The sequence below is a fragment of the Aliiroseovarius sp. genome, assembly GCF_030148435.1.
Lineage (GTDB): Bacteria > Pseudomonadota > Alphaproteobacteria > Rhodobacterales > Rhodobacteraceae > JASBTN01.
In genome coordinates this window covers 1-18,664 of the sequence record NZ_JASBTN010000062.1, presented here as the reverse complement: position 1 = coordinate 18,664, position 18,664 = coordinate 1, and the positions used below count along the sequence as shown (strand labels likewise).

Here is an 18,664-nt window from a genome sequence, read left to right as displayed (position 1 = left end):
CCACAGGAAGAGCTCGCGCGCTGTCTCGAAGAGTTCGAGCCGCTCCTCGGGTGTCGGCAGCGCGTCTGACGGGATCATCTGCTGGCGCTTGGCCATCCACGGGACATGGGCATAGCCATAAAGCGCCACGCGGTCGGGATTGAGCGACAGAAGTTTCTGGACGCTTTCGGTGATGCTGGCACGGGACTGGTCGGGCAGACCATAGAGGATATCGGCGTTCAGGCTCGTCACCCCGCGGTCGCGGATCGCCTCGACCGCCCGGCGGGTGATGTCGTAGCCCTGAATCCGGCCGATGGTCTTCTGAATGCCGGCATCGAAATCCTGCACCCCGATCGAGGCGCGGTTCATGCCGGATGCGGCCAGCGCGTCCAACCGGTCGCCGTCGATCTCGTTCGGGTCGATTTCGACCGAGAACTGCGCGTCCTCGGCCAAGGGCGCCATGTCCTTGATCGCGGCGGCAAGGTCGGTGATCATCTCCGGCCTGAGAAGCGTCGGCGTGCCGCCACCCCAGTGCAGGTGTTCGATCTTAACACCGGGCGCCAGGCGTTCACCGATCTGGGCGAGCTCCATCTTGACCGTGTCCACATAGGCCCGGACCGGTTCGGCATTGGCCGTGCCCTGGGTGCGGCAGGCACAGAACCAGCACAGGCGCCGACAGAACGGCACGTGCACATAGAAGGAGATCGTCGCATCCGCGGGAATGGCCGAAATCCAGTCGCCGACGGTGTCGGCGCTGAAACCCGGCTTGAAATGCGTGGCGGGCGGGTAGCTTGTGTATCGCGGCACACGGGCGTCAAAAAGCCCCAGCCGTCTGAGTTGCGTCAGGGTCTGCATTCGAATAGGGTTTAGGGGAAATGACGCGCGCTTCCTTGATCAGGATCAAGTTGACCTCTCATGAATGAAATTGCCTTTGACTCGAGGGAATGCGGCTCCTGTCCCATTCGCCACCGCGCCGTCTGTGCACGCTGTGAATCGGACGAGCTGGAGCGGCTCGAGGAAATCAAGTTCTACCGCACCTACGAAGCCGGCCAGCCGGTACTTTGGGCCGGAGATCAAATGGAATTCGTGGCCTCGGTGGTGCAGGGCATCGCCTCGCTGAGCCAGACGATGGAGGACGGGCGCACCCAGATGGTGGGCCTGCTGCTGCCGTCTGATTTCATCGGCCGCCCGGGCCGGGACTTCGCGCCCTTCGACGTGGTGGCGGTCAGCGACCTCACGATTTGTTGTTTCCGCAAGAAGCCGTTCGAGGCGCTGATGACCTCGACCCCGCGCATCGGTGCGCGGCTGTTGGAGATGACGCTGGACGAGCTTGATTCGGCGCGCGAATGGATGCTGGTGCTGGGCCGCAAGACAGCGCGCGAGAAGATCGCGAGCCTGTTGTCGATCCTGGCACGTCGCGATGCCTCGCTGCGCAAACAGGCGCCCAGGGACGGGATGAGCTTCGAGCTGCCGCTGACCCGCGAGGCGATGGCGGATTACCTGGGGCTGACGCTGGAAACGGTGAGCCGCCAGATCTCGGCCCTGAAGAAATCGGGGGTGATCGTGCTGGAAGGCAAGCGCAAGGTGCTGGTGCCCGACCTCGAAGCGCTGATCGACGAGACCGGCGACGACATGGACGGCGGTTTGATCGTCTGATCTTTTCCTGACGGGGGCCTGAACGCGCGCGCCCCTCTCCTCTTTATCTTGCCGGAAATATCCCGGGGTGAGCGCGTCAGTGCGGGACGACGACCGGCAGTGGCCCGCGAGGACCACGAGAGGTGGCAGCGCCCCTCCCAGGCTCACGAAGTGAGTCCGGCCCAACCTCCGGCCCAACCTCCGCCCCCCCCCGGTCAAGCCGCAGGTGCGGGCGCAGGGCCAAAGCCCCCTGTTTGCGAAACAACGGCGCGGGCGAGGTGTGTCGTGTACGGGCCGAATCAGCTGCGGCTCAATGGGCCATCAGCACCGGCACCTCGGCCACTTCCAGCATGTGGCGCGTGGCCCCGCCCAGAATCGATTCGCGGAAGCGCGAATGGCCGTAGGCGCCCATCACCACCATTTCGGCATCCTTGTCGCGGACGTGGCGGTTCAGGATGTCGGACACGCGCGGCATGGTCTTGGCCAGCACCGAGACTTCGGCCCGCACCCCGTGGCGCGCGAGCATCTGGCTCAACGCCCCGCCGGGGTCCGAGCGTTCCGGCCCGTGCTGCGGCGGGTCGATGATGGCGATCGACACCCTTTCGGCAGCCTGCAGGAAGGGCAGGGCAGCGCGGATCGCCCGCAGCGCCTCGCCACTTTCGTTCCAGGCGATCACGATGTTCTGGAAAGTTGCCGGCACCTCGACCTCGTCCGGCACGATCAGAACCGGCACCGCGCCATTGAACAGGGCAGCCTCGGTGATTGCCTCCAGCTCATGTCCGCGCCCCTCGCCGTAAGGTTGTGGTAATACAACAAGATCCGTGAACCGGGTGCGATGGGCGACCAGGCCGGGCAGGGCGACCATCTGCGCCGACAGGCCGGTCGTTGCCCAGGCAAAGAGCGCCCCGTCCAGCTGCGCTTGGGCGTGTTTTTCCAGCCTGACCGCGTCTTCGCGAGCCTGGGCCATGTTGTCCTGAACGACCATGGCCGAGGCACCGGCGTAATAGAATCCGGGCTGGGTCCGGTCGAGGCCGAGGCAGAGCACGTCCAGATGCGCCTCGTTCGAGGCGGCCAATCTGCCGGCTGCGGCAAGCGAGGCTGCGTTAAGTTTCGTGTCGGTCAGCAGGGTGGTGATGGTGCGATAGGCCATGGCACACCTTTTCATGGGGTTGCGATATTGCTCACAGAGTGCCTTTCAACCCCCTGCGGCGCTTTGACATGGGTCAAGGGCATTGCCCGGCGCGCCAATCCGTTGCATTTGACATGGATCAAGGCGGTATGGACCCCAGAGGGCCAAACCGTGCTAAGTCGCGAAGTGCCCCTTTGACCGACCTGGGTGGGGTACAAAAAAGACAAAGACGAAGGGACGCAAAATGTGGGATTACCTGAAATTGGTGGTGTTCGGCCTTGTGGCCGTGTTTGCCGCCTATGCAGCAAGTCAAGCCCGCGACGTAGCCTATTTGGTTCACGCCATTCTGGTTATGTTGATCGGGGGCGGCATGTTCGTTTATTCGCTGCGGCGGATTGGCGAGCCTAAAGCCGAAAAAACCGGATATCTGGACGCACCGATCCGCATCGGTGTCGCGCTGACCGCCTTCTGGGGCGCAGTCGGCTTCCTGGTGGGCACGTTCATTGCCTTCCAGCTGGCCTTTCCGAGCCTCAACTTCGGCTGGGCCGAGGGCTACCTGAACTTCGGGCGCGTGCGTCCGCTGCACACTTCGGCGGTGATCTTCGCCTTCGGCGGCACCGCGCTGATCACGTCGAGCTTCTACGTGGTGCAGCGCACCTCGGGCGCGCGTCTCTGGAATGACGGCCTGGCCTGGTTCGTGTTCTGGGGCTACCAGATCGTGATCGTGCTGGCCGCGACCGGTTATCTGCTGGGCTCGACCCAGTCGAAGGAATACGCCGAACCCGAATGGTACACCGACCTGTGGATGACCATCGTCTGGGTGGGCTATCTGCTGCTGTTCCTGGGCACACTGATGAAGCGCAAGGAACCCCACATCTACGTGGCCAACTGGTTCTACCTGTCCTTCATCGTCACCATCGCCATGCTGCACGTGGCCAACAACCTGTCGATCCCGGTGTCGATCTTCGGCTCGAAGTCGGTTCAGGTCTTCTCGGGTGTGCAGGACGCCATGGTGCAATGGTGGTACGGCCACAACGCGGTGGGCTTCTTGCTGACCGCAGGCTTCCTGGGCATGATGTACTACTTCGTGCCGAAACAGGCCGAACGCCCGGTGTTTTCCTACAAGCTGTCGATCATCCACTTCTGGGCGCTGATCTTCCTGTATATCTGGGCCGGTCCGCACCACCTGCACTATACCGCGCTGCCTGACTGGGCCTCGACTCTGGGCATGGTGTTCTCGGTCGTGCTGTGGATGCCCAGCTGGGGTGGCATGATCAACGGCCTGATGACCCTGTCGGGTGCATGGGACAAGCTGCGCACCGATCCGATCATCCGCATGATGGTCATCTCGATCGGCTTTTACGGCATGTCGACCTTCGAAGGCCCGATGATGTCGATCCGCGCGGTGAACTCGCTGTCGCACTACACCGACTGGACCATTGGCCACGTGCACTCTGGTGCCCTGGGCTGGAACGGCATGATCACCTTTGGTATGTTGTACTTCCTGACCCCGAAGCTCTGGGGCCGCGCGCGCCTCTATTCGAACACGCTCGTGTCCTGGCATTTCTGGCTGGCGACCATCGGTATCGTGCTCTACGCCGCCTCGATGTGGGTCACGGGCATCATGGAAGGCCTGATGTGGCGTGAAGTCGATGCGCAGGGTTTCCTGGTGAACTCCTTCGCCGACACCGTGGCTGCCAAATTCCCGATGTACGTGGTGCGCGGCATGGGCGGGGTCCTGTTCCTCTCCGGTGCTCTGATCATGTGCTACAACCTCTGGATGACCGTGAAGCGTTCACCGGCTGCCGAAGCCGGCACCGACGCCCAAGCGGCTCCGGCCGAATAAGGGGGGATGACCAATGGGAATTCTCGACAAACACGTTGTTCTGGAAAAGAACGCAACGCTTCTGCTGGTCTCTTCGCTGCTGGTCGTCACCATCGGTGGCATCGTGGAGATCGCGCCTCTCTTCTACCTCGAAAACACCATCGAGGATGTGGAGGGCATGCGGCCCTACACCCCGCTCGAGATGGAAGGCCGGAACATCTACATCCGCGAAGGCTGCTATGTCTGCCACTCGCAGATGATCCGTCCGATGCGTGACGAGGTGGAACGCTATGGTAACTACTCGCTGGCGGCTGAAAGCCAGTATGACCATCCGTTCCAGTGGGGGTCGAAACGGACCGGGCCGGATCTGGCCCGCGTCGGCGGCCGCTATTCGGACGAATGGCATGTGGATCACCTGGTGAACCCGCAGTCGGTCGTGCCGGAATCGGTGATGCCGAAATACGCGTTCATGCTGGACAACCTGCTGACCCCGGAAACCAACGACATCGCCGGTGTTCTGGCCACCAACGCCTTCGTGGGTGTGCCCTACACGGACGAGATGCTGGAAAACGCTGAGGCCGACTGGCTGGCCCAGGCGGACCCGGACAGCGACTATGACGGTCTGCTGGAGCGTTACGGCGACAAGGTGCAGGTGCGCAACTTCGACGGCAAGCCGGGCGTGTCCGAAATGGACGCCTTGATCGCCTATATGCAGATGTTGGGCACCCTGGTCGACTTCTCGACCTTCACGCCTGACGCAAGCAGGTAAGGGGGCGGACATGGACACCTATTCCATTCTTCGTCAGTTCGCCGATAGCTGGGTGCTCCTGGCCATGTTCCTGTTCTTTCTCGGCGTGTGCGCCTGGGCGTTCCGCCCGGGCACCCGCGAGACGCACGATAACATCGCCAACATCCCGTTTCGTCACGAAGACAAACCTGCCGGTGACGGGGAACTCCCCCGCGCTCAGCATTAAGGAGACCCGGCAATGAGTAAGAAACCAGTAGAAAAGAAAGAACCTGACACGACCGGCCACGAGTGGGACGGCATTCAGGAGTTCAACAACCCGCTGCCGCGCTGGTGGGTGTGGGTCTTTTACGCGACCATCGTCTGGGGCATCGGCTATGTGATCTGGTATCCGGCCTGGCCGTTGATCAACGGTGCGACACCCGGGCTGGGCGGCTATTCGACCCGCGCCGAAGTGGCCGAGGACATCCAGAAGTTCAAGGACATGAACGCCGAGCTGGACGCGCAATTGGCGTCGGTCGATCTGACCGCGTTGGAGCCCGGTTCGGACCTGTCCAACTATGCGATCCAGTCGGGGCGCGCGACCTTCGCCAACTTCTGTTCGCAGTGCCACGGTTCCGGTGCGGACGGTTCGATCGGCTATCCCAGCCTGATCGACAATGACTGGCTGTGGGGTGGTGACATCGAGAACATCGCCCTGACCATCCGTCACGGCATCCGTTCGGAAGATGACGACGACACCCGCTGGTCGGAAATGCCCGCCTTTGGCGACGACTTCCTGGAAGAAGAGGAAATCGCCAACGTCGTGGCCTATGTCATGTCCCTGTCGGACATGTCCGCCGCCAACGGTGACGCCGCTGCCGGCGCCGAAGTCTATGCGGACAACTGTTCCTCCTGCCATGCCGATAACGGCACCGGCGACCGGGAACAGGGCGCCCCGAACCTGGCCGATGCCCTGTGGCTGTTCGGCGATTCGGAAGAGCAGATCACCGCGATCGTGTCCGAAGGCCCGTTCGGCGTGATGCCGGCATGGAGCGTCAAACTGTCAGATAGTCAGATCAACGCTGTTGCGGCATATGTACATGGACTGGGCGGCGGCGAATAAGCCGGCCAGCCAAAAATCCGGGGCCTCACTCCCCGGAAAGGCACCGATCCCTGATCCTGTTCGCGCGTTTCTCCGGGGTCGGTGCCACCAATTCGGGGGCTGGGCCGGCAAGGCCAGCCCCCAACCATATCCACCATCGTCACCTTTGTGCGAGGCGCCCCGCCGCGTGGACTGCCTTTAAAACTGGGCTTGGTGCGGCACGGCAGGCAGGTGCTTAACTTGTGCGCTAACGGTGGCCGAATGTCGCAATGTCAAACCTGTTCTTAGAATATATCTATTGACCCAGGTCAAAGCCCCCCCGGCCTGCTTCTTCCTAGAAGGGGGCAGATGCGAATACCAGGATCGGAACCCGTCCATGTCAGACGCCCCTGAACAGCTTTACGCAGCCCGCGAGCCCGTCTTTCCGAAACGCGTGAAGGGCCCGTTCCGGTCGTTCAAGTGGTGGGCCATGGGCGTTCTCCTGGGCATCTACTACCTGCTGCCCTGGGTGCGCTGGGACCGGGGGCCGAACCTGCCAGACCAGGCGGTGCTGGTCGACATGGCCAACCGCCGCTTCTTCTTCTTCTGGATCGAGATCTGGCCGCATGAATTCTATTTCATCGCCGGTTTGCTGATCATGGCGGGGCTGGGGCTGTTCCTGTTCACTTCGGCCTTTGGCCGGGTCTGGTGCGGCTATGCCTGCCCGCAAACGGTCTGGACCGACCTCTATATCCTGGTGGAACGCTGGATCGAGGGCGACCGCAACGCCCGCCTGCGCCTGCACAAGCAGAAATGGAACCTGCAGAAGCTCCGCCTGCGCCTGACCAAATGGGTCGCCTGGCTGCTGATCGGCCTCGCCACCGGCGGCGCCTGGGTGTTCTTCTTCGCCGATGCCCCGACCATCCTGGTCGAGATGATCACCGGCACTGCGCATCCAATAGCCTATACGTTTGTCCTGTCCCTGACCGCGACCACCTTCTTCTTCGGCGGGATCGCGCGGGAACAGATCTGCATCTATGCCTGCCCCTGGCCGCGCATCCAGGCCGCGATGATGGACGAGGATACGATCGTCGTCGCCTATCGCGACTGGCGCGGCGAACCGCGCGGCAAGGCCCGCAAGGGCGACACGACGGAATATGGCGATTGCGTCGATTGCATGGCCTGCGTGAACGTCTGCCCGATGGGCATCGACATCCGTGACGGTCAGCAGCTGGAATGCATTACCTGCGCCCTGTGTATCGACGCCTGCGACGACATCATGAAGAAACTGGGCCGCGAACGCGGACTGGTGGATTACATCGCGCTGAAGGACGAACAGAACGAACGCGCCGGCAATCCGAAGACTCCGATCCTCAAGCACATGCTGCGCCCGCGCACGCTGCTTTACACCGGGCTCTGGGCCCTGGTCGGCGTGGCGCTGACGGTGGCTCTGTTCGTGCGCCCCGCGCTGGAAGTCACCATCCGTCCGGTGCGCAACCCCACCTATGTGACCCTGGCCGACGGGTCGATCCGCAACACCTATGAGATCGGGGTGCGCAACAAGCACGGCGAGGACCGGCCCTATTACTTCTCGCTGTCCGATGCCAACCATTTGCAGATCGAACTGGAAGGCACCGACGAGCTTGTGGTAATTGCCGAAGCCGACGAAGAGAAAAAGGTCCGTGTCTATGTCATCGCGCCGAAGGGCAGCGAGATGGCCACGCTGGATCGCTCGGATCTGCGCATCTGGATCAAGGATGGCGTGACCGGGGACCGGACCTTCAAGGACACGGTATTCAATGGACAGGGGCGCTGAGACATGAGCAAGAACGGGGACAAGCCGGAGTTCGAGCTGACCGGCAAGCATGTGCTGGCCATCGTGGTTTCGGCGTTTGCCGTGATCATCGGGGTAAACCTGTTCATGGCGTTCAGCGCCGTGGGCACCTTCCCGGGGCTCGAGACCAAGAACTCCTATGTCGCCTCGCAGCAGTTCGACCGGCTGCGCGTGGCGCAGGAGGCACTGGGCTGGAGCGTCGAGGCCGAGGTGGAGGGCGAGCAGCTGATCGTCGACATCACGGACGCCGAAGGCATGCCGGTCGAGGTTCTGCGCCTGACCGGCATCTTCGGCCGCGCCACCCATGTGAAGGACGACCAGACGCCGGACTTCAGCCAGAGCGCCTCGGGCGCCTATGTGGCGCAAGTGGGCGTGCTGGGCGGCGGGTACTGGAATTTCCGCATGGAGGCCACCGCCAAGGACGGCACGCCGTTCCAGCAGCTTCACCAGATCTATATCGCGGGGCGTTGAGCCATGTCCGTGCCGATTTCAGCCTGTCCGGCCTGTGACGCCGCGCCGCTTGCCGAAGAACAGGCGGGCAAGGGCTATCGTGGCAACGGCGCGGAGGCGCAGCGTCTGATGCTGTCCCTGCCGCAGATCTACTGCGCGGCCTGTATCTCGGGCGTGGAGCGCGGCCTGGCGACGCGGCCCGGTGTGCGCTCGGCCCGGGTGAACCTGACCCTGAAACGCGCCACCGTCGAGGCCGACCCGGATGTCGAGGCGCAGGATCTGGCGGATTACCTGACCGGGATCGGCTTTGAGGCCTATGAGCTCGACGGTGTGGCGCTGTCCGCGACCGAGACCGACAGGAAGGGGCGCGACCTGCTGATGCGCCTCGGTGTGGCCGGGTTCGCGATGATGAATGTCATGCTCTTGTCCGTCGCGGTCTGGTCCGGCGCCACCGATGCGACGCGCGACCTGTTCCACTGGATTTCTGCCGGCATCGCCATTCCGACAGTGGCCTTCTCCAGCCAGGTCTTCTTCAAATCCGCCTGGTCCGCGCTGCGCGTGGGGCGGCTGAACATGGATGTGCCGATCTCGCTGGCGATCCTGCTGGCAGTGGGCATGTCGATCTTCGAGGTGATGAATTCGGGCGAACATGCCTATTTCGACGCGGCGCTGTCGCTGACCTTCTTCCTGCTGGCCGGGCGCTATCTGGATTACCGCACCCGCTCGGTCGCGCGATCGGCGGCCGAGGAGCTGTCGGCGCTGGAAGTGCCGCGCGCGCACCGTCTGTCCGACGCGGGCGAAGAGGTCGTGCCGGTCGCCGAGCTGAATGTCGGCGATATTGTGCGCGTCGTGCCCGGGGCGCGGGTGCCGGTGGATGGTGTGGTGACGACCGGGGAAAGCGAGCTGGACCGGTCTCTCCTGACGGGCGAAAGCCTGCCGGTGCCAACCGCGCCCGACGGCAGCGTCATGACGGGTGAGGTCAACCTGACCGGCCCGCTGACCGTGCGCGTGACCGCCGCCGGGCGGGACAGCACGCTGCACCGCATGGCCGATCTGGTGGCCATCGCGGAAACCGCGCGCAACAAATACACCTCGCTGGCCGACAAGGCCGCAGCCGTCTATGCGCCAGTGGTGCACCTGCTGGCGCTCGGGGCTTTCCTGTTCTGGGTCTGGTATTCGGGGGGCGACTGGCGCATGGCGATGAATATCGCCGTGGCAACCCTGATCATCACCTGCCCCTGCGCGCTGGGTCTGGCGGTTCCCGCCGTGAACACCGCTGCCTCGGGCACGCTGTTCAAACAGGGTATGCTGCTCAAATCCGCCACCGCGATGGAACGTCTGGCCGAGGTCGATCACGTGGTTTTCGACAAGACCGGCACCCTGACCGAAGGCAAGCCGGAGCCGGACGACCTGGCCGCGCACAAGGCGGACGACCTGTCGGTCGCCCTGGCCCTGGCCGAGGGCAGCTCGCACCCGCTGGCCCAGGCCCTGACCCGAGCCACCCGTGCCGCCGGGATCAGCCCGGCCAGGCTGGAGCGGGTAAAGGAAATCCCCGGCAAGGGCATCGTTGCCGACTGGCAGGGGCGCGAAGTGCGTCTGGGTCGCGCCGAATGGCTGGGTGCGAACGCCGTGGGGCAGACCGCGACCTATCTGAAGGTGGGCGACCGTCACACGGTGGCCTTTACCTTTACCGATGCGCTGCGCGACGGCGCGGACGAGGCGATTGCCGCGCTGAAGGCGCAGGGGATCGCGGTCACGCTGATCTCGGGCGATGTGCCGGCCGCGGTGGCCGATATCGCCGGCCGCGTGGGCATTTCCGACTGGCAGGCCGACACCCTGCCCGAGGACAAGGCCGCCTATGTCGGCCAGCTGGCCAAGGCCGGGCACAAGGTGCTGATGGTGGGCGACGGGCTGAACGACACCGCCGCGCTGGCCGCCGCCCATGTGTCCATTTCCCCGGCCTCCGCGCTTGAGGCCACGCGGGTCGTGTCGGATATCGTTCTGCTGGGCAGCTCGCTGGCGCCCCTGGGCGGATCGGTCGCGCTGGCGAAATCCGCCACCCGCCGGATCAAGGAAAACTTCGCCATCGCGGCAGGCTCTAATGCCGTGGCGATCCCGATTGCGCTGATTGGCCTCGCCACCCCGCTGGCCGCCGCCTTGGCCATGTCGCTGTCTTCGATTACAGTCTCTGTCAACGCGCTGCGCTTGAGGAAATCATGAACGTCCTGGTCTATCTGATCCCGATCTCCCTGCTTTTGGGCGGGCTGGGGCTTGCGGCCTTCTTCTGGACCCTGAAGAGCAGCCAGTATGACGACCCGGACGGCGACAGCCAGCGTATCCTGTCGGACCTCTGGGACGATGCTCCGCCAGAGGATTGACCTGCGCCTCCCCCCCCGGGGGGAGCGTGCATCGATTTCGGATGTCAGACCAGATGCAGGTCGCGCGCCAGCATTGCCGCATGTGTGCGGTTGTGGGCGCCGAGCTTGCGGATAATCGCCCGGACATGCATCTTTACCGTGACTTCCTGCACGTTGAAATCATGGGCGATTTCCTTGTTCTGCCTGCCGTTGCAGATCCCTGCCAGCACCTGCAGTTCGCGGTCGGACAGCTGGGAGGTGATCTTATTGGCGGTGAGTTCGCGGTGCCCTTCGAGCATCGACAGGCGCATGCCGCCTGCCAGAAGGTGCAACGCATGGCCCAGCAGGTTCGGGCTGATGTCGCTGGGCAGGATGCCCGCCGCGCCCGAGGTCATGAGGCGCAGCGCCAGCTCGTTCGAGCCGCCCTGCAGCAAAACCCCCAAGGGCAGCGGCGCCAGGGACCGGCTGGTGGCCTGGATCCCCCTGTGACCATTTGCGCGGGGCAGGTCGAACGCCATCAGGACGACGTCCCATTCGCTCGCATCTCGCCCGTTCACCCCGTGCCCTGCGTGCGTCGCCAGGGCTTCAGCGCTGTTTACCTGCGTGATCTGGATGTTCGGGTGCGCCTCGGCAACCGCAGTGACGCGCGCGTCACCCCATTCCCTACGCGCAGCAACGAGTACCTTCAATTCAGTTCCCCTTCCCCCACGAACACAGGTCCACTGGGCAGCCAACCAATGGTTGTATAGTTGTCACAAGGTCAGAGGGAGGTGTAGCTATCAAAAAGGATAGGGATCATTGCCGATTTCAACAATTTTTTCGGGTATTTATTCGGCTCCGCAACGCCCCGGCGGGAAGTCTGCGCAGAATGCGAAAGTTAACCTTGCGTCAGGGCAAGCCCGAGAATTTCAGGTGGGGTCCACAAGGCGAATCAGCGCCAAATGCGTTTCGCGAAAACCTGCATCGCGGGTTTCGCTCGAACCACTTTAGCGGGCGCTGGTCCGGGTGATCAGCTCAAGCACGGCGGGGCCCATGGCTGCGACCACCAGGCGCACGCCCTCGGCATTCGGATGCAGACCGTCGGCTTGCAGATAGCCCGCCACCACGGTCTCGCGGTCGGGCAGGCTGTTCAGGCCCTCCAGGAAATCGGGAAACAGGGCGGTGTCATATTGCGCGGCCAGTGCCGGGTAGATCGCGTCGAACTCCTGCTGGTAGGCGGCGCCGAAATTCGCCGTGGCCCGCTGTCCGACCAGCAGCACCGGCAGGGCGCGTGCGGCAATCTGATCGAGAATCGCCGCCAGATTTGCCTGCGCGACGGAGGCGGGAATGCCGCGCAGGATGTCATTGCCGCCAAGCGCGACGATCACCGCGTCCACCTCGTCGGTCAGCGACCAGCCCAGCCGCGCCGCGCCGCCGGCTGTGGTGTCCCCCGACACGCCGCCGTTTATCACCGTGACATCGGTGCCCTGCGCGGCAAGCCAGGCTTCGAGCCGCGGCACGAACCCGGCCTCGGTGGGCAGCCCGTAGCCCTGTGTCAGGCTGTCGCCGAGGGCCAGAACCGTTACCGGCTCCGCCCGCGCAGGGGCGGTCAGGACCAACCCGGTCAGAACCAATGTCCTTGCCGTCTTGAGAATGCCGCGCATGGCCCCATATCCCCTTGATACCGATTGGAAAGGCCCATTCATGTCCGAGCCCGTTCTGTGTTTGCAAGATACCCGTCTTCAGTTGGAGGGCAATGCCGGCCCCGTCAAGATCCTGAACGGGATCGACCTGGAGGTGGCCCGGGGCGAAAGCCTTGGGCTGACCGGCCCGTCGGGGTCTGGAAAGTCCTCGCTGTTGATGCTGATGGGCGGGCTGGAACGGGCCACCGGGGGCACTGTCAGCGCATTGGGGCGGGATCTGGGCAAGATGAACGAGGATCAGCTTGCGCGGTTTCGCCGTGATCACATGGGGGTGGTGTTTCAGAGCTTTCACCTGATCCCGACCATGACCGCGCTGGAAAATGTCGCCACGCCGCTGGAGCTGGCCGGGGCGAAGGATGCCTTTGACCGGGCCAGCGAGGAACTGGAGGCGGTGGGCCTGGGCGATCGGATGGATCATTACCCGGCGCAGATGTCGGGCGGCGAACAGCAGCGCGTGGCCCTTGCCCGTGCCGCCGCGCCCCGTCCGGATATCCTGCTGGCCGACGAGCCGACCGGAAATCTGGATGGCGCGACCGGCCAGGCGATCATGGAGCTTCTGTTCGGTTTGCGCGACCGGCACGGTGCGACCCTGGTGCTGGTCACTCATGCGCCGGAACTGGCGGAACGCTGCGACCGGGTGGTCTCCCTGAGCGACGGGGTGCTGGTGTGAGTGTCGCCTGGCGCATTGCCCGGCGCGAGCTGCGCGGCGGGTTGAAAGGATTTCGCGTCTTCCTGGCCTGTCTGGCCCTGGGCGTGGCCGCCATCGCGGCCGTGGGCACGGTGCGCGAGAGCATACGCGCCGGTCTGGCGACCGAGGGGGCGGCGCTGCTGGGCGGCGATGCCGAGGTCACGCTGACCTATCGCCGGGCAGACCCTGCGGAACTGGCGGCGTTGCGGGCGGCCTCGGACGCGCTGTCCGAAGTGATCGTGTTCCGGTCGATGGCCGTGGTGGGCACGGGGGAGGCCGAGGACCGCGCGCTGACGCAGGTCAAGGCGGTGGACCCGGTTTACCCGCTGGTGGGGCAGGTTGTTCTGGATCCGCCGATCCCGCTGGCCGAGGCCTTCGCGGGCAGGGGCGGCACGCCCGGCGCGGTGATGGACCGGCTTCTTGTGGAGCGGCTGGCGCTGTCCGTCGGGGATGGGTTTCATCTGGGTGGAAAGGCCTTCGTATTGACGGCCGCGCTTGTGCGCGAGCCGGACAATGCCTCGGGTGGCTTCGGTCTGGGCCCGCGCACCATGGTGGCGAGCGCGGATCTGGAGGGCTCCGGCCTGGTCGCGCCCGGCTCGCTCTTTGACACGCATTACCGGTTGGACCTGCCCGAAGGGGTGGCCCTTGCCGAGGCCGAGGCCCGCCTGATGGGAACGCTGGAAGGCGCGGGCGCACGTTGGCGCGATGCGCGGGACGGGGCGCCCGGCGTGCGGGTCTTTGTCGAGCGGCTGGGTGCTTTCCTTGTGCTGGTCGGACTGGCCGGGCTTGCGGTGGGCGGGGTCGGGGTCTGCGCCGCCGTGCGTGCCTTTCTGGACGGCAAGACCGCGACCATTGCCACGTTGAAGACGCTGGGGGCCACGGGGCGCATGATCTTTACCGTCTATCTGATGCAGATCGGCGTGCTGACCGCGCTGGGTCTGGGCATCGGTCTGGTGCTGGGCGCGGCCCTGCCGCTGGTTTTTGCCCCGATCATCGAGGCCCGCCTGCCGATCCCCGCCGAGTTCACCCTGCACTGGGCGCCGCTGGGCGAAGCGGCGCTCTACGGGCTGCTGGCGGCGCTGCTGTTTACCCTCTGGCCGCTGGCGCAGGCGGAACAGTTGCGCGCCGCGGCGCTGTTTCGCGATGCCTCGCTGGGGCGCAGGCGGTTGCCGCGCTGGCCCTGGATCGTGGTGACGGCGCTGTTGCTGGTCACGCTGGTGGGACTGGCCGCGTGGCTGACCGGCGTTGCGATGCTGGCCTTCTGGTCGGCGGTGGGCATCCTTGGCGCTTTCTTGGTGCTGTTGGGGGCGGGCGTAGCGATTCGCCTCGTGGCGCGTTGGCTGGCCGGGCGGCGGGCGCTGCGCGGACGCCCGGTGCTGCGCGGGGCGCTCTCTTCGGTCGGTGGGCCAGGCGGCGAGGCGGGATCGGTGGTTCTGTCGCTGGGGTTGGGCCTGTCGGTGCTGGCCGCGGTGGGGCAAATCGACAACAACCTGCGCGGCGCGATCGACCGCGAACTGCCCGAGGTCGCGCCGAGCTTCTTCGTCGTCGATATCCAGCCCGACCAGGTGGCCGGGGTGCTGGAACGGGTCGAGGGGGATCCGGCGGTCAGCCGCATCGACCGCGCACCGATGCTGCGGGGCGTTATTGCCGGGATCAATGGCCGACCGGCCCGTGAGGTTGCGGGGGATCACTGGGTGGTGCACGGCGACCGGGGGCTGACCTACGCCGCGCGCAAACCTGACCGGACGACGGTCACGGCGGGCAAGTGGTGGCCCGAGGATTACGCGGGTGCGCCGCAGATCAGTTTTGCCGAGGAAGAGGCGGTGGAAATGGGCCTGTCGCTGGGGGACACGATGACGGTGAACATCCTGGGCCGCGACATCACCGGTACGATTACCAGCTTCCGGGCAGTGGATTTCAGTTCGGCGGGCATGGGCTTTGTGATGACGATGAATCCCGCCGCCCTGCAGGGCGCACCGCATACATATATCATGACGATCTATGCCGAACAGGCCGCCGAGGCGGCCATTCTGCGCGACCTGTCCCGGGGCTGGCCGAATATTACGGTCATTTCCGTGCGCGATGCGATTGGCCGGGTGACAGGGTTGATGGGGCAGGTGGCCGCTGCGATCACCTATGGGGCGCTGGCCTCGCTGGTCACGGGCTTCGTAGTGCTGATTGGTGCGGCGGCTGCGGGCGAGCGGGCGCGAACCTGGGAGGCGGCGGTGTTGAAGACCCTTGGGGCCTCGCGTGCCGAGGTGCTGGCAAATTTTGCGCTGCGGTCGGCCATACTGGGCGGGGCGGCCGGGGGGGTCGCGGTCTTCGCGGGCGGGCTTGCCGGCTGGGCTGTGACCCATTTCGTGATGGAGGGTGACTTTGCCTTCGAACCGGTGAGTGCGGTGGCGATCGTTACCGGCGGCGTGGTGGTCACGGTTCTGGCAGGGCTGGTGTTTGCCTGGCGACCGCTGGCGACCCGGCCGGCCCCAGTGTTGCGGGCGCGGGAGTGAGGGGCCAGCCCCTCGTCGCCATTGTCGCTCGGACCAATGGCGCAACAAAGGGAACCGCCGGGATATTTGGGGAAAGCTGAAAAGCGGATGCGCATTCCGGCGAAGAGGTGACGCCGGGGCTTGCCTTTGCCATGCCGAGAAAAAAGCCCCGCCGAACCGGCGGGGCTTTGGGTTTGGAAAGAGGCAGCGCTTACAGGGTGCGCGCGACCATCATTTTCTTGATCTCGCCGATCGCCTTGGCCGGGTTCAGGCCTTTCGGGCAGGTCTTGGCGCAGTTCATGATCGTGTGGCAGCGGTAGAGCTTGTAGGGATCTTCCAGATCGTCCAGACGCTCACCAGTGGCCTCGTCGCGCGAGTCGATGATCCAGCGATAGGCATGCAGAAGGGCTGCCGGGCCGAGGTAGCGGTCGCCGTTCCACCAGTAGGACGGGCAGGAGGTCGAGCAACTTGCGCACATGACGCATTCATAGAGCCCGTCGAGCTTCTTTCGATCCTCGATCGACTGTTTCCACTCCTTGGCGGGCGCGTTGGTCCTGGTCTCAAGCCAGGGCATGATCGAGGCATGCTGGGCGTAGAAATGGGTGAGATCCGGCACCAGGTCCTTGACCACCGGCATATGCGGCAGCGGGTAGATCTTCACGTCGCCCTTGATCTCGTCCATGCCGAAGATACAGGCCAGCGTATTGCCGCCGTCGATGTTCATCGCGCAGGAGCCGCAGATGCCTTCGCGGCAGGAGCGGCGGAAGGTCAGGGTCGGGTCGATCTCGTTCTTGATCTTGATCAGCGCGTCAAGAACCATCGGGCCGCAGTTGTCCATATCGACAAAATAGGTGTCGACGCGCGGGTTCTCGCCATCGTCCGGCGACCAGCGGTAGATCAGGAACTTGCGCAGGTTGGTGGCGCCTTCGGGCCTGGGCCAGGTCTTGCCAGTGCGGATTTGCGAGTTCTTGGGGAGGCTCAGTTGTACCATGTCTGTCTTTCCTCGCTAGCTGGGCTGCCCGGTGGGGGCGCCGGCATTGCTCTTGTCTTCGGCCTCGATCCGTCCGAACAGGCGGAAGAAGGCAAAACTGGTTTCTTTCTTGTCGCCCCCGGAGGTCATTGGAAACTCGTGCTCCCAGGTTTGCAGGAGCTCGAATTCGGGGGCGTTGGCCGCGAGCCAGTCGCTGTATGCGCGGTGGCGCACATGCGGGCTGCGAGCGGGGGCGTCGTGATCCGATGCATAGACCAATAGGTACTTTCCCGCTGCATCGGTTAGGTCGCGCATGTAGGTATCGAACACCTCGTCTTCGACCAAGTGATAGATCACGTCGAGCGACATCGACATTTCAGCCGGACGGCCCAGGGTCTGAAAGGTGTCGGCTTCGTGGAACTCCCAGCCGGGCCGGTCGGCGAAGCGCGTGCGGGCTTCGGCCACCACCTTGGGCGAAATGTCCACCCCGGTGTAGTTGGCGAAGTCGAACAGCGAGCACTGATTGCCGTCGCCACAGCCGATCTCGACCACTGAGCCGATTTCACGCTCGGCGACCAGAGCGTTGATGATGCGCGCCTTGTATTCGGCCAGCCGGCCATAGGAGCCGGCACCGGAAGTTCCGCCCGCTTCATAGCGGTCCAGCCAATAGGCGCCGGAGTTGTCGAACTTGCGTCCGAACAATTTGCGAAGCAGCTTCATCATCTCGACTTCCCCTTGCGTTCGTGTTTGGCGATATGGCTGCGGATCTCGTCGTGGGCTGCGTTGCCGGCCCCTTTGGCGAAAATCACGGTCGGGGTCGAGCAATGCACCGACACCGGGGCAAAGCCATAGGGTGACAGCTGGGTGCCGATCTCGTCGAATTCGGCAGTATTGGACGCCTCAAGCGTCAGCACGCAGTCGTTGCGCTCCAACGTGCGCGCGGCGCCGGCTAGGACAGCCGCTTCGTGCCCTTCAACGTCGATTTTCATTATCGCAATCGAAGCATCAGCCAAGCCAACCGCCTCAAGGTGATCGTCAAGGCGCAGGGCCTCGACCTCTTGGGCTTCATCGCTCGCATCGCCGACCGAATAGGTGCCCGGGTTGTTGGGATCGTATTTCGACATCCACAGGGTCGCGGGCGCATCCGAAAGCGCCTTGGGCACAATCGTGACATTCTTTGCGGCTTCGGGGTTCAGTTCCATCAGCCGGCGCAGCAAATGCAAATAGGCAGGGACCGGTTCAAAGCTCATCACCGTGCGGCCCAGCACGCCGGCCAGATACAGGCTGTGGTTGCCCACATTGGCGCCGATATCCAGGCATAGACCGTCACGCCCAGTGACCGCCTGGACGCAGGCCGCCAACAGGTCGGGTTCATAAAAACTGCCCCTTTGGCGCACCCGGTTCAACAGCAGATCGGGTCCCTCGGGGATCGGGAAGCGGAAGGCGCGTCCCCGATGCGTGATGGTAAAGGTGCCATCCCCGTTGTCGGGCGCGCCTCCGCGTAGCATGTTGAAAAGACGCCAGAGCATCACTGAGCCCTCGCAGGACAAGCGAAGACAGCACAGGCAACTGGGGGGAGGTGCCCCCGGTTGCAGGTCCATGTCGTGACGCGCGCCGCCATCGAATTAGAACGTCCGCGCTTTCGGCGCGATCTTCTTGGGCTCGATGCCGCCTTCGGCGGGGGTGGTGAGCGGGTCCAGCACGACCGGGCGGTAGGACAGGTCGACCTTGTTGCCCTCCACGCGGCTGATCGTGTGAACGCGCCAGTTCTCGTCGTCGCGGGCCGCGAAGTCCTCGTGGGCGTGGGCGCCGCGGCTTTCC

18 protein-coding genes and 1 pseudogene are annotated in these 18,664 nt (G+C 64.5%); 11 read left to right on the top strand and 8 right to left on the bottom strand.

The features are described from left to right. Positions 1 to 834 (bottom strand): radical SAM protein (locus tag Q1V43_RS11485; RefSeq protein ID WP_300517941.1); only part of this gene is annotated, 834 nt, incomplete at its 3' end. A 60-nt stretch (positions 835 to 894) separates the two neighbouring features. On the opposite strand from Q1V43_RS11485, the gene fnrL reads away from it, so the two are divergent. Continuing rightward, complete coding sequence (gene fnrL, locus Q1V43_RS11480; RefSeq protein WP_300517939.1) at positions 895 to 1,635, top strand: transcriptional regulator FnrL; 741 nt, start codon at positions 895 to 897, stop codon at positions 1,633 to 1,635. 289 nt (positions 1,636 to 1,924) lie between these two features. Here fnrL and Q1V43_RS11475 read toward each other — a convergent pair whose 3' ends face one another. Continuing rightward, positions 1,925 to 2,764 (bottom strand): universal stress protein, encoded by an 840-nt coding sequence (locus Q1V43_RS11475; RefSeq protein ID WP_300517936.1) that lies wholly within the window; start codon positions 2,762 to 2,764, stop codon positions 1,925 to 1,927. Between the two features lie 223 nt (positions 2,765 to 2,987). Between Q1V43_RS11475 and ccoN the strand changes: the two genes are divergently transcribed. From ccoN to ccoS, 8 genes are all read left to right on the top strand, one after another. Beyond that, the gene (ccoN, locus tag Q1V43_RS11470; protein WP_300517933.1) at positions 2,988 to 4,589 is read left to right on the top strand and encodes a cytochrome-c oxidase, cbb3-type subunit I; all 1,602 of its coding nucleotides are present in this window, start codon (positions 2,988 to 2,990) and stop codon (positions 4,587 to 4,589) included. Between the two features lie 13 nt (positions 4,590 to 4,602). Beyond that, on the top strand, positions 4,603 to 5,337 hold the full coding sequence (gene ccoO / locus Q1V43_RS11465; protein WP_300517931.1) for a cytochrome-c oxidase, cbb3-type subunit II: 735 nt from the start codon (positions 4,603 to 4,605) through the stop codon (positions 5,335 to 5,337). A gap of 10 nt (positions 5,338 to 5,347) precedes the next feature. Further along, complete coding sequence (locus tag Q1V43_RS11460; RefSeq protein WP_300517928.1) at positions 5,348 to 5,542, top strand: cbb3-type cytochrome c oxidase subunit 3; 195 nt, start codon at positions 5,348 to 5,350, stop codon at positions 5,540 to 5,542. A 12-nt stretch (positions 5,543 to 5,554) separates the two neighbouring features. After that, positions 5,555 to 6,418, top strand: a complete 864-nt coding sequence (gene ccoP, locus Q1V43_RS11455; RefSeq protein WP_300517925.1) for a cytochrome-c oxidase, cbb3-type subunit III — start codon at positions 5,555 to 5,557, stop codon at positions 6,416 to 6,418. A 355-nt stretch (positions 6,419 to 6,773) separates the two neighbouring features. Beyond that, on the top strand, positions 6,774 to 8,192 hold the full coding sequence (gene ccoG, locus Q1V43_RS11450) for a cytochrome c oxidase accessory protein CcoG (protein ID WP_300517922.1): 1,419 nt from the start codon (positions 6,774 to 6,776) through the stop codon (positions 8,190 to 8,192). Positions 8,193 to 8,195: 3 nt separating this feature from the next. Next, the gene (locus tag Q1V43_RS11445; RefSeq protein WP_300517920.1) at positions 8,196 to 8,681 is read left to right on the top strand and encodes a FixH family protein; all 486 of its coding nucleotides are present in this window, start codon (positions 8,196 to 8,198) and stop codon (positions 8,679 to 8,681) included. A gap of 3 nt (positions 8,682 to 8,684) precedes the next feature. Then, complete coding sequence (locus Q1V43_RS11440) at positions 8,685 to 10,880, top strand: heavy metal translocating P-type ATPase (RefSeq protein ID WP_300517918.1); 2,196 nt, start codon at positions 8,685 to 8,687, stop codon at positions 10,878 to 10,880. Continuing rightward, positions 10,877 to 11,038 carry a cbb3-type cytochrome oxidase assembly protein CcoS gene (ccoS, locus tag Q1V43_RS11435; RefSeq protein ID WP_300517915.1) on the top strand — a complete coding sequence of 54 codons (162 nt, stop codon included), beginning with the start codon at positions 10,877 to 10,879 and terminating at the stop codon, positions 11,036 to 11,038. The genes Q1V43_RS11440 and ccoS overlap by 4 nt, the downstream gene beginning before the upstream one ends. A gap of 44 nt (positions 11,039 to 11,082) precedes the next feature. Here the strand turns inward: ccoS and Q1V43_RS11430 are convergent, their stop codons facing one another. Both Q1V43_RS11430 and Q1V43_RS11425 read right to left on the bottom strand, forming a co-directional pair. Further along, positions 11,083 to 11,706, bottom strand: a complete 624-nt coding sequence (locus tag Q1V43_RS11430) for a response regulator transcription factor (protein WP_300517912.1) — start codon at positions 11,704 to 11,706, stop codon at positions 11,083 to 11,085. A gap of 297 nt (positions 11,707 to 12,003) precedes the next feature. Further along, positions 12,004 to 12,660, bottom strand: coding sequence for an arylesterase (locus tag Q1V43_RS11425; RefSeq protein WP_300517910.1), 657 nt, complete (start codon positions 12,658 to 12,660; stop codon positions 12,004 to 12,006). A gap of 40 nt (positions 12,661 to 12,700) precedes the next feature. On the opposite strand from Q1V43_RS11425, the gene Q1V43_RS11420 reads away from it, so the two are divergent. Beyond that, complete coding sequence (locus Q1V43_RS11420; RefSeq protein ID WP_300517907.1) at positions 12,701 to 13,369, top strand: ATP-binding cassette domain-containing protein; 669 nt, start codon at positions 12,701 to 12,703, stop codon at positions 13,367 to 13,369. Continuing rightward, the gene (locus Q1V43_RS11415) at positions 13,366 to 15,894 is read left to right on the top strand and encodes an FtsX-like permease family protein (RefSeq protein WP_300517904.1); all 2,529 of its coding nucleotides are present in this window, start codon (positions 13,366 to 13,368) and stop codon (positions 15,892 to 15,894) included. Before Q1V43_RS11420 ends, Q1V43_RS11415 begins: the two co-directional genes overlap by 4 nt. A gap of 190 nt (positions 15,895 to 16,084) precedes the next feature. On the opposite strand, the gene Q1V43_RS11410 is transcribed toward Q1V43_RS11415, so the two are convergent. From Q1V43_RS11410 to Q1V43_RS11395, 4 genes and pseudogenes are all read right to left on the bottom strand, one after another. Next, positions 16,085 to 16,864 (bottom strand): succinate dehydrogenase iron-sulfur subunit, encoded by a 780-nt coding sequence (locus Q1V43_RS11410; RefSeq protein ID WP_300517902.1) that lies wholly within the window; start codon positions 16,862 to 16,864, stop codon positions 16,085 to 16,087. A gap of 15 nt (positions 16,865 to 16,879) precedes the next feature. Further along, positions 16,880 to 17,566 carry a class I SAM-dependent methyltransferase gene (locus Q1V43_RS11405; RefSeq protein ID WP_300517900.1) on the bottom strand — a complete coding sequence of 229 codons (687 nt, stop codon included), beginning with the start codon at positions 17,564 to 17,566 and terminating at the stop codon, positions 16,880 to 16,882. Beyond that, a complete protein-coding gene (locus Q1V43_RS11400) occupies positions 17,563 to 18,372 on the bottom strand; it encodes an FkbM family methyltransferase (protein WP_300517898.1) in 810 nt (269 codons plus the stop codon). The genes Q1V43_RS11405 and Q1V43_RS11400 overlap by 4 nt, the downstream gene beginning before the upstream one ends. Positions 18,373 to 18,468: 96 nt before the next feature. Next, positions 18,469 to 18,664: pseudogene (locus tag Q1V43_RS11395) on the bottom strand (succinate dehydrogenase/fumarate reductase flavoprotein subunit); the annotation flags it as partial.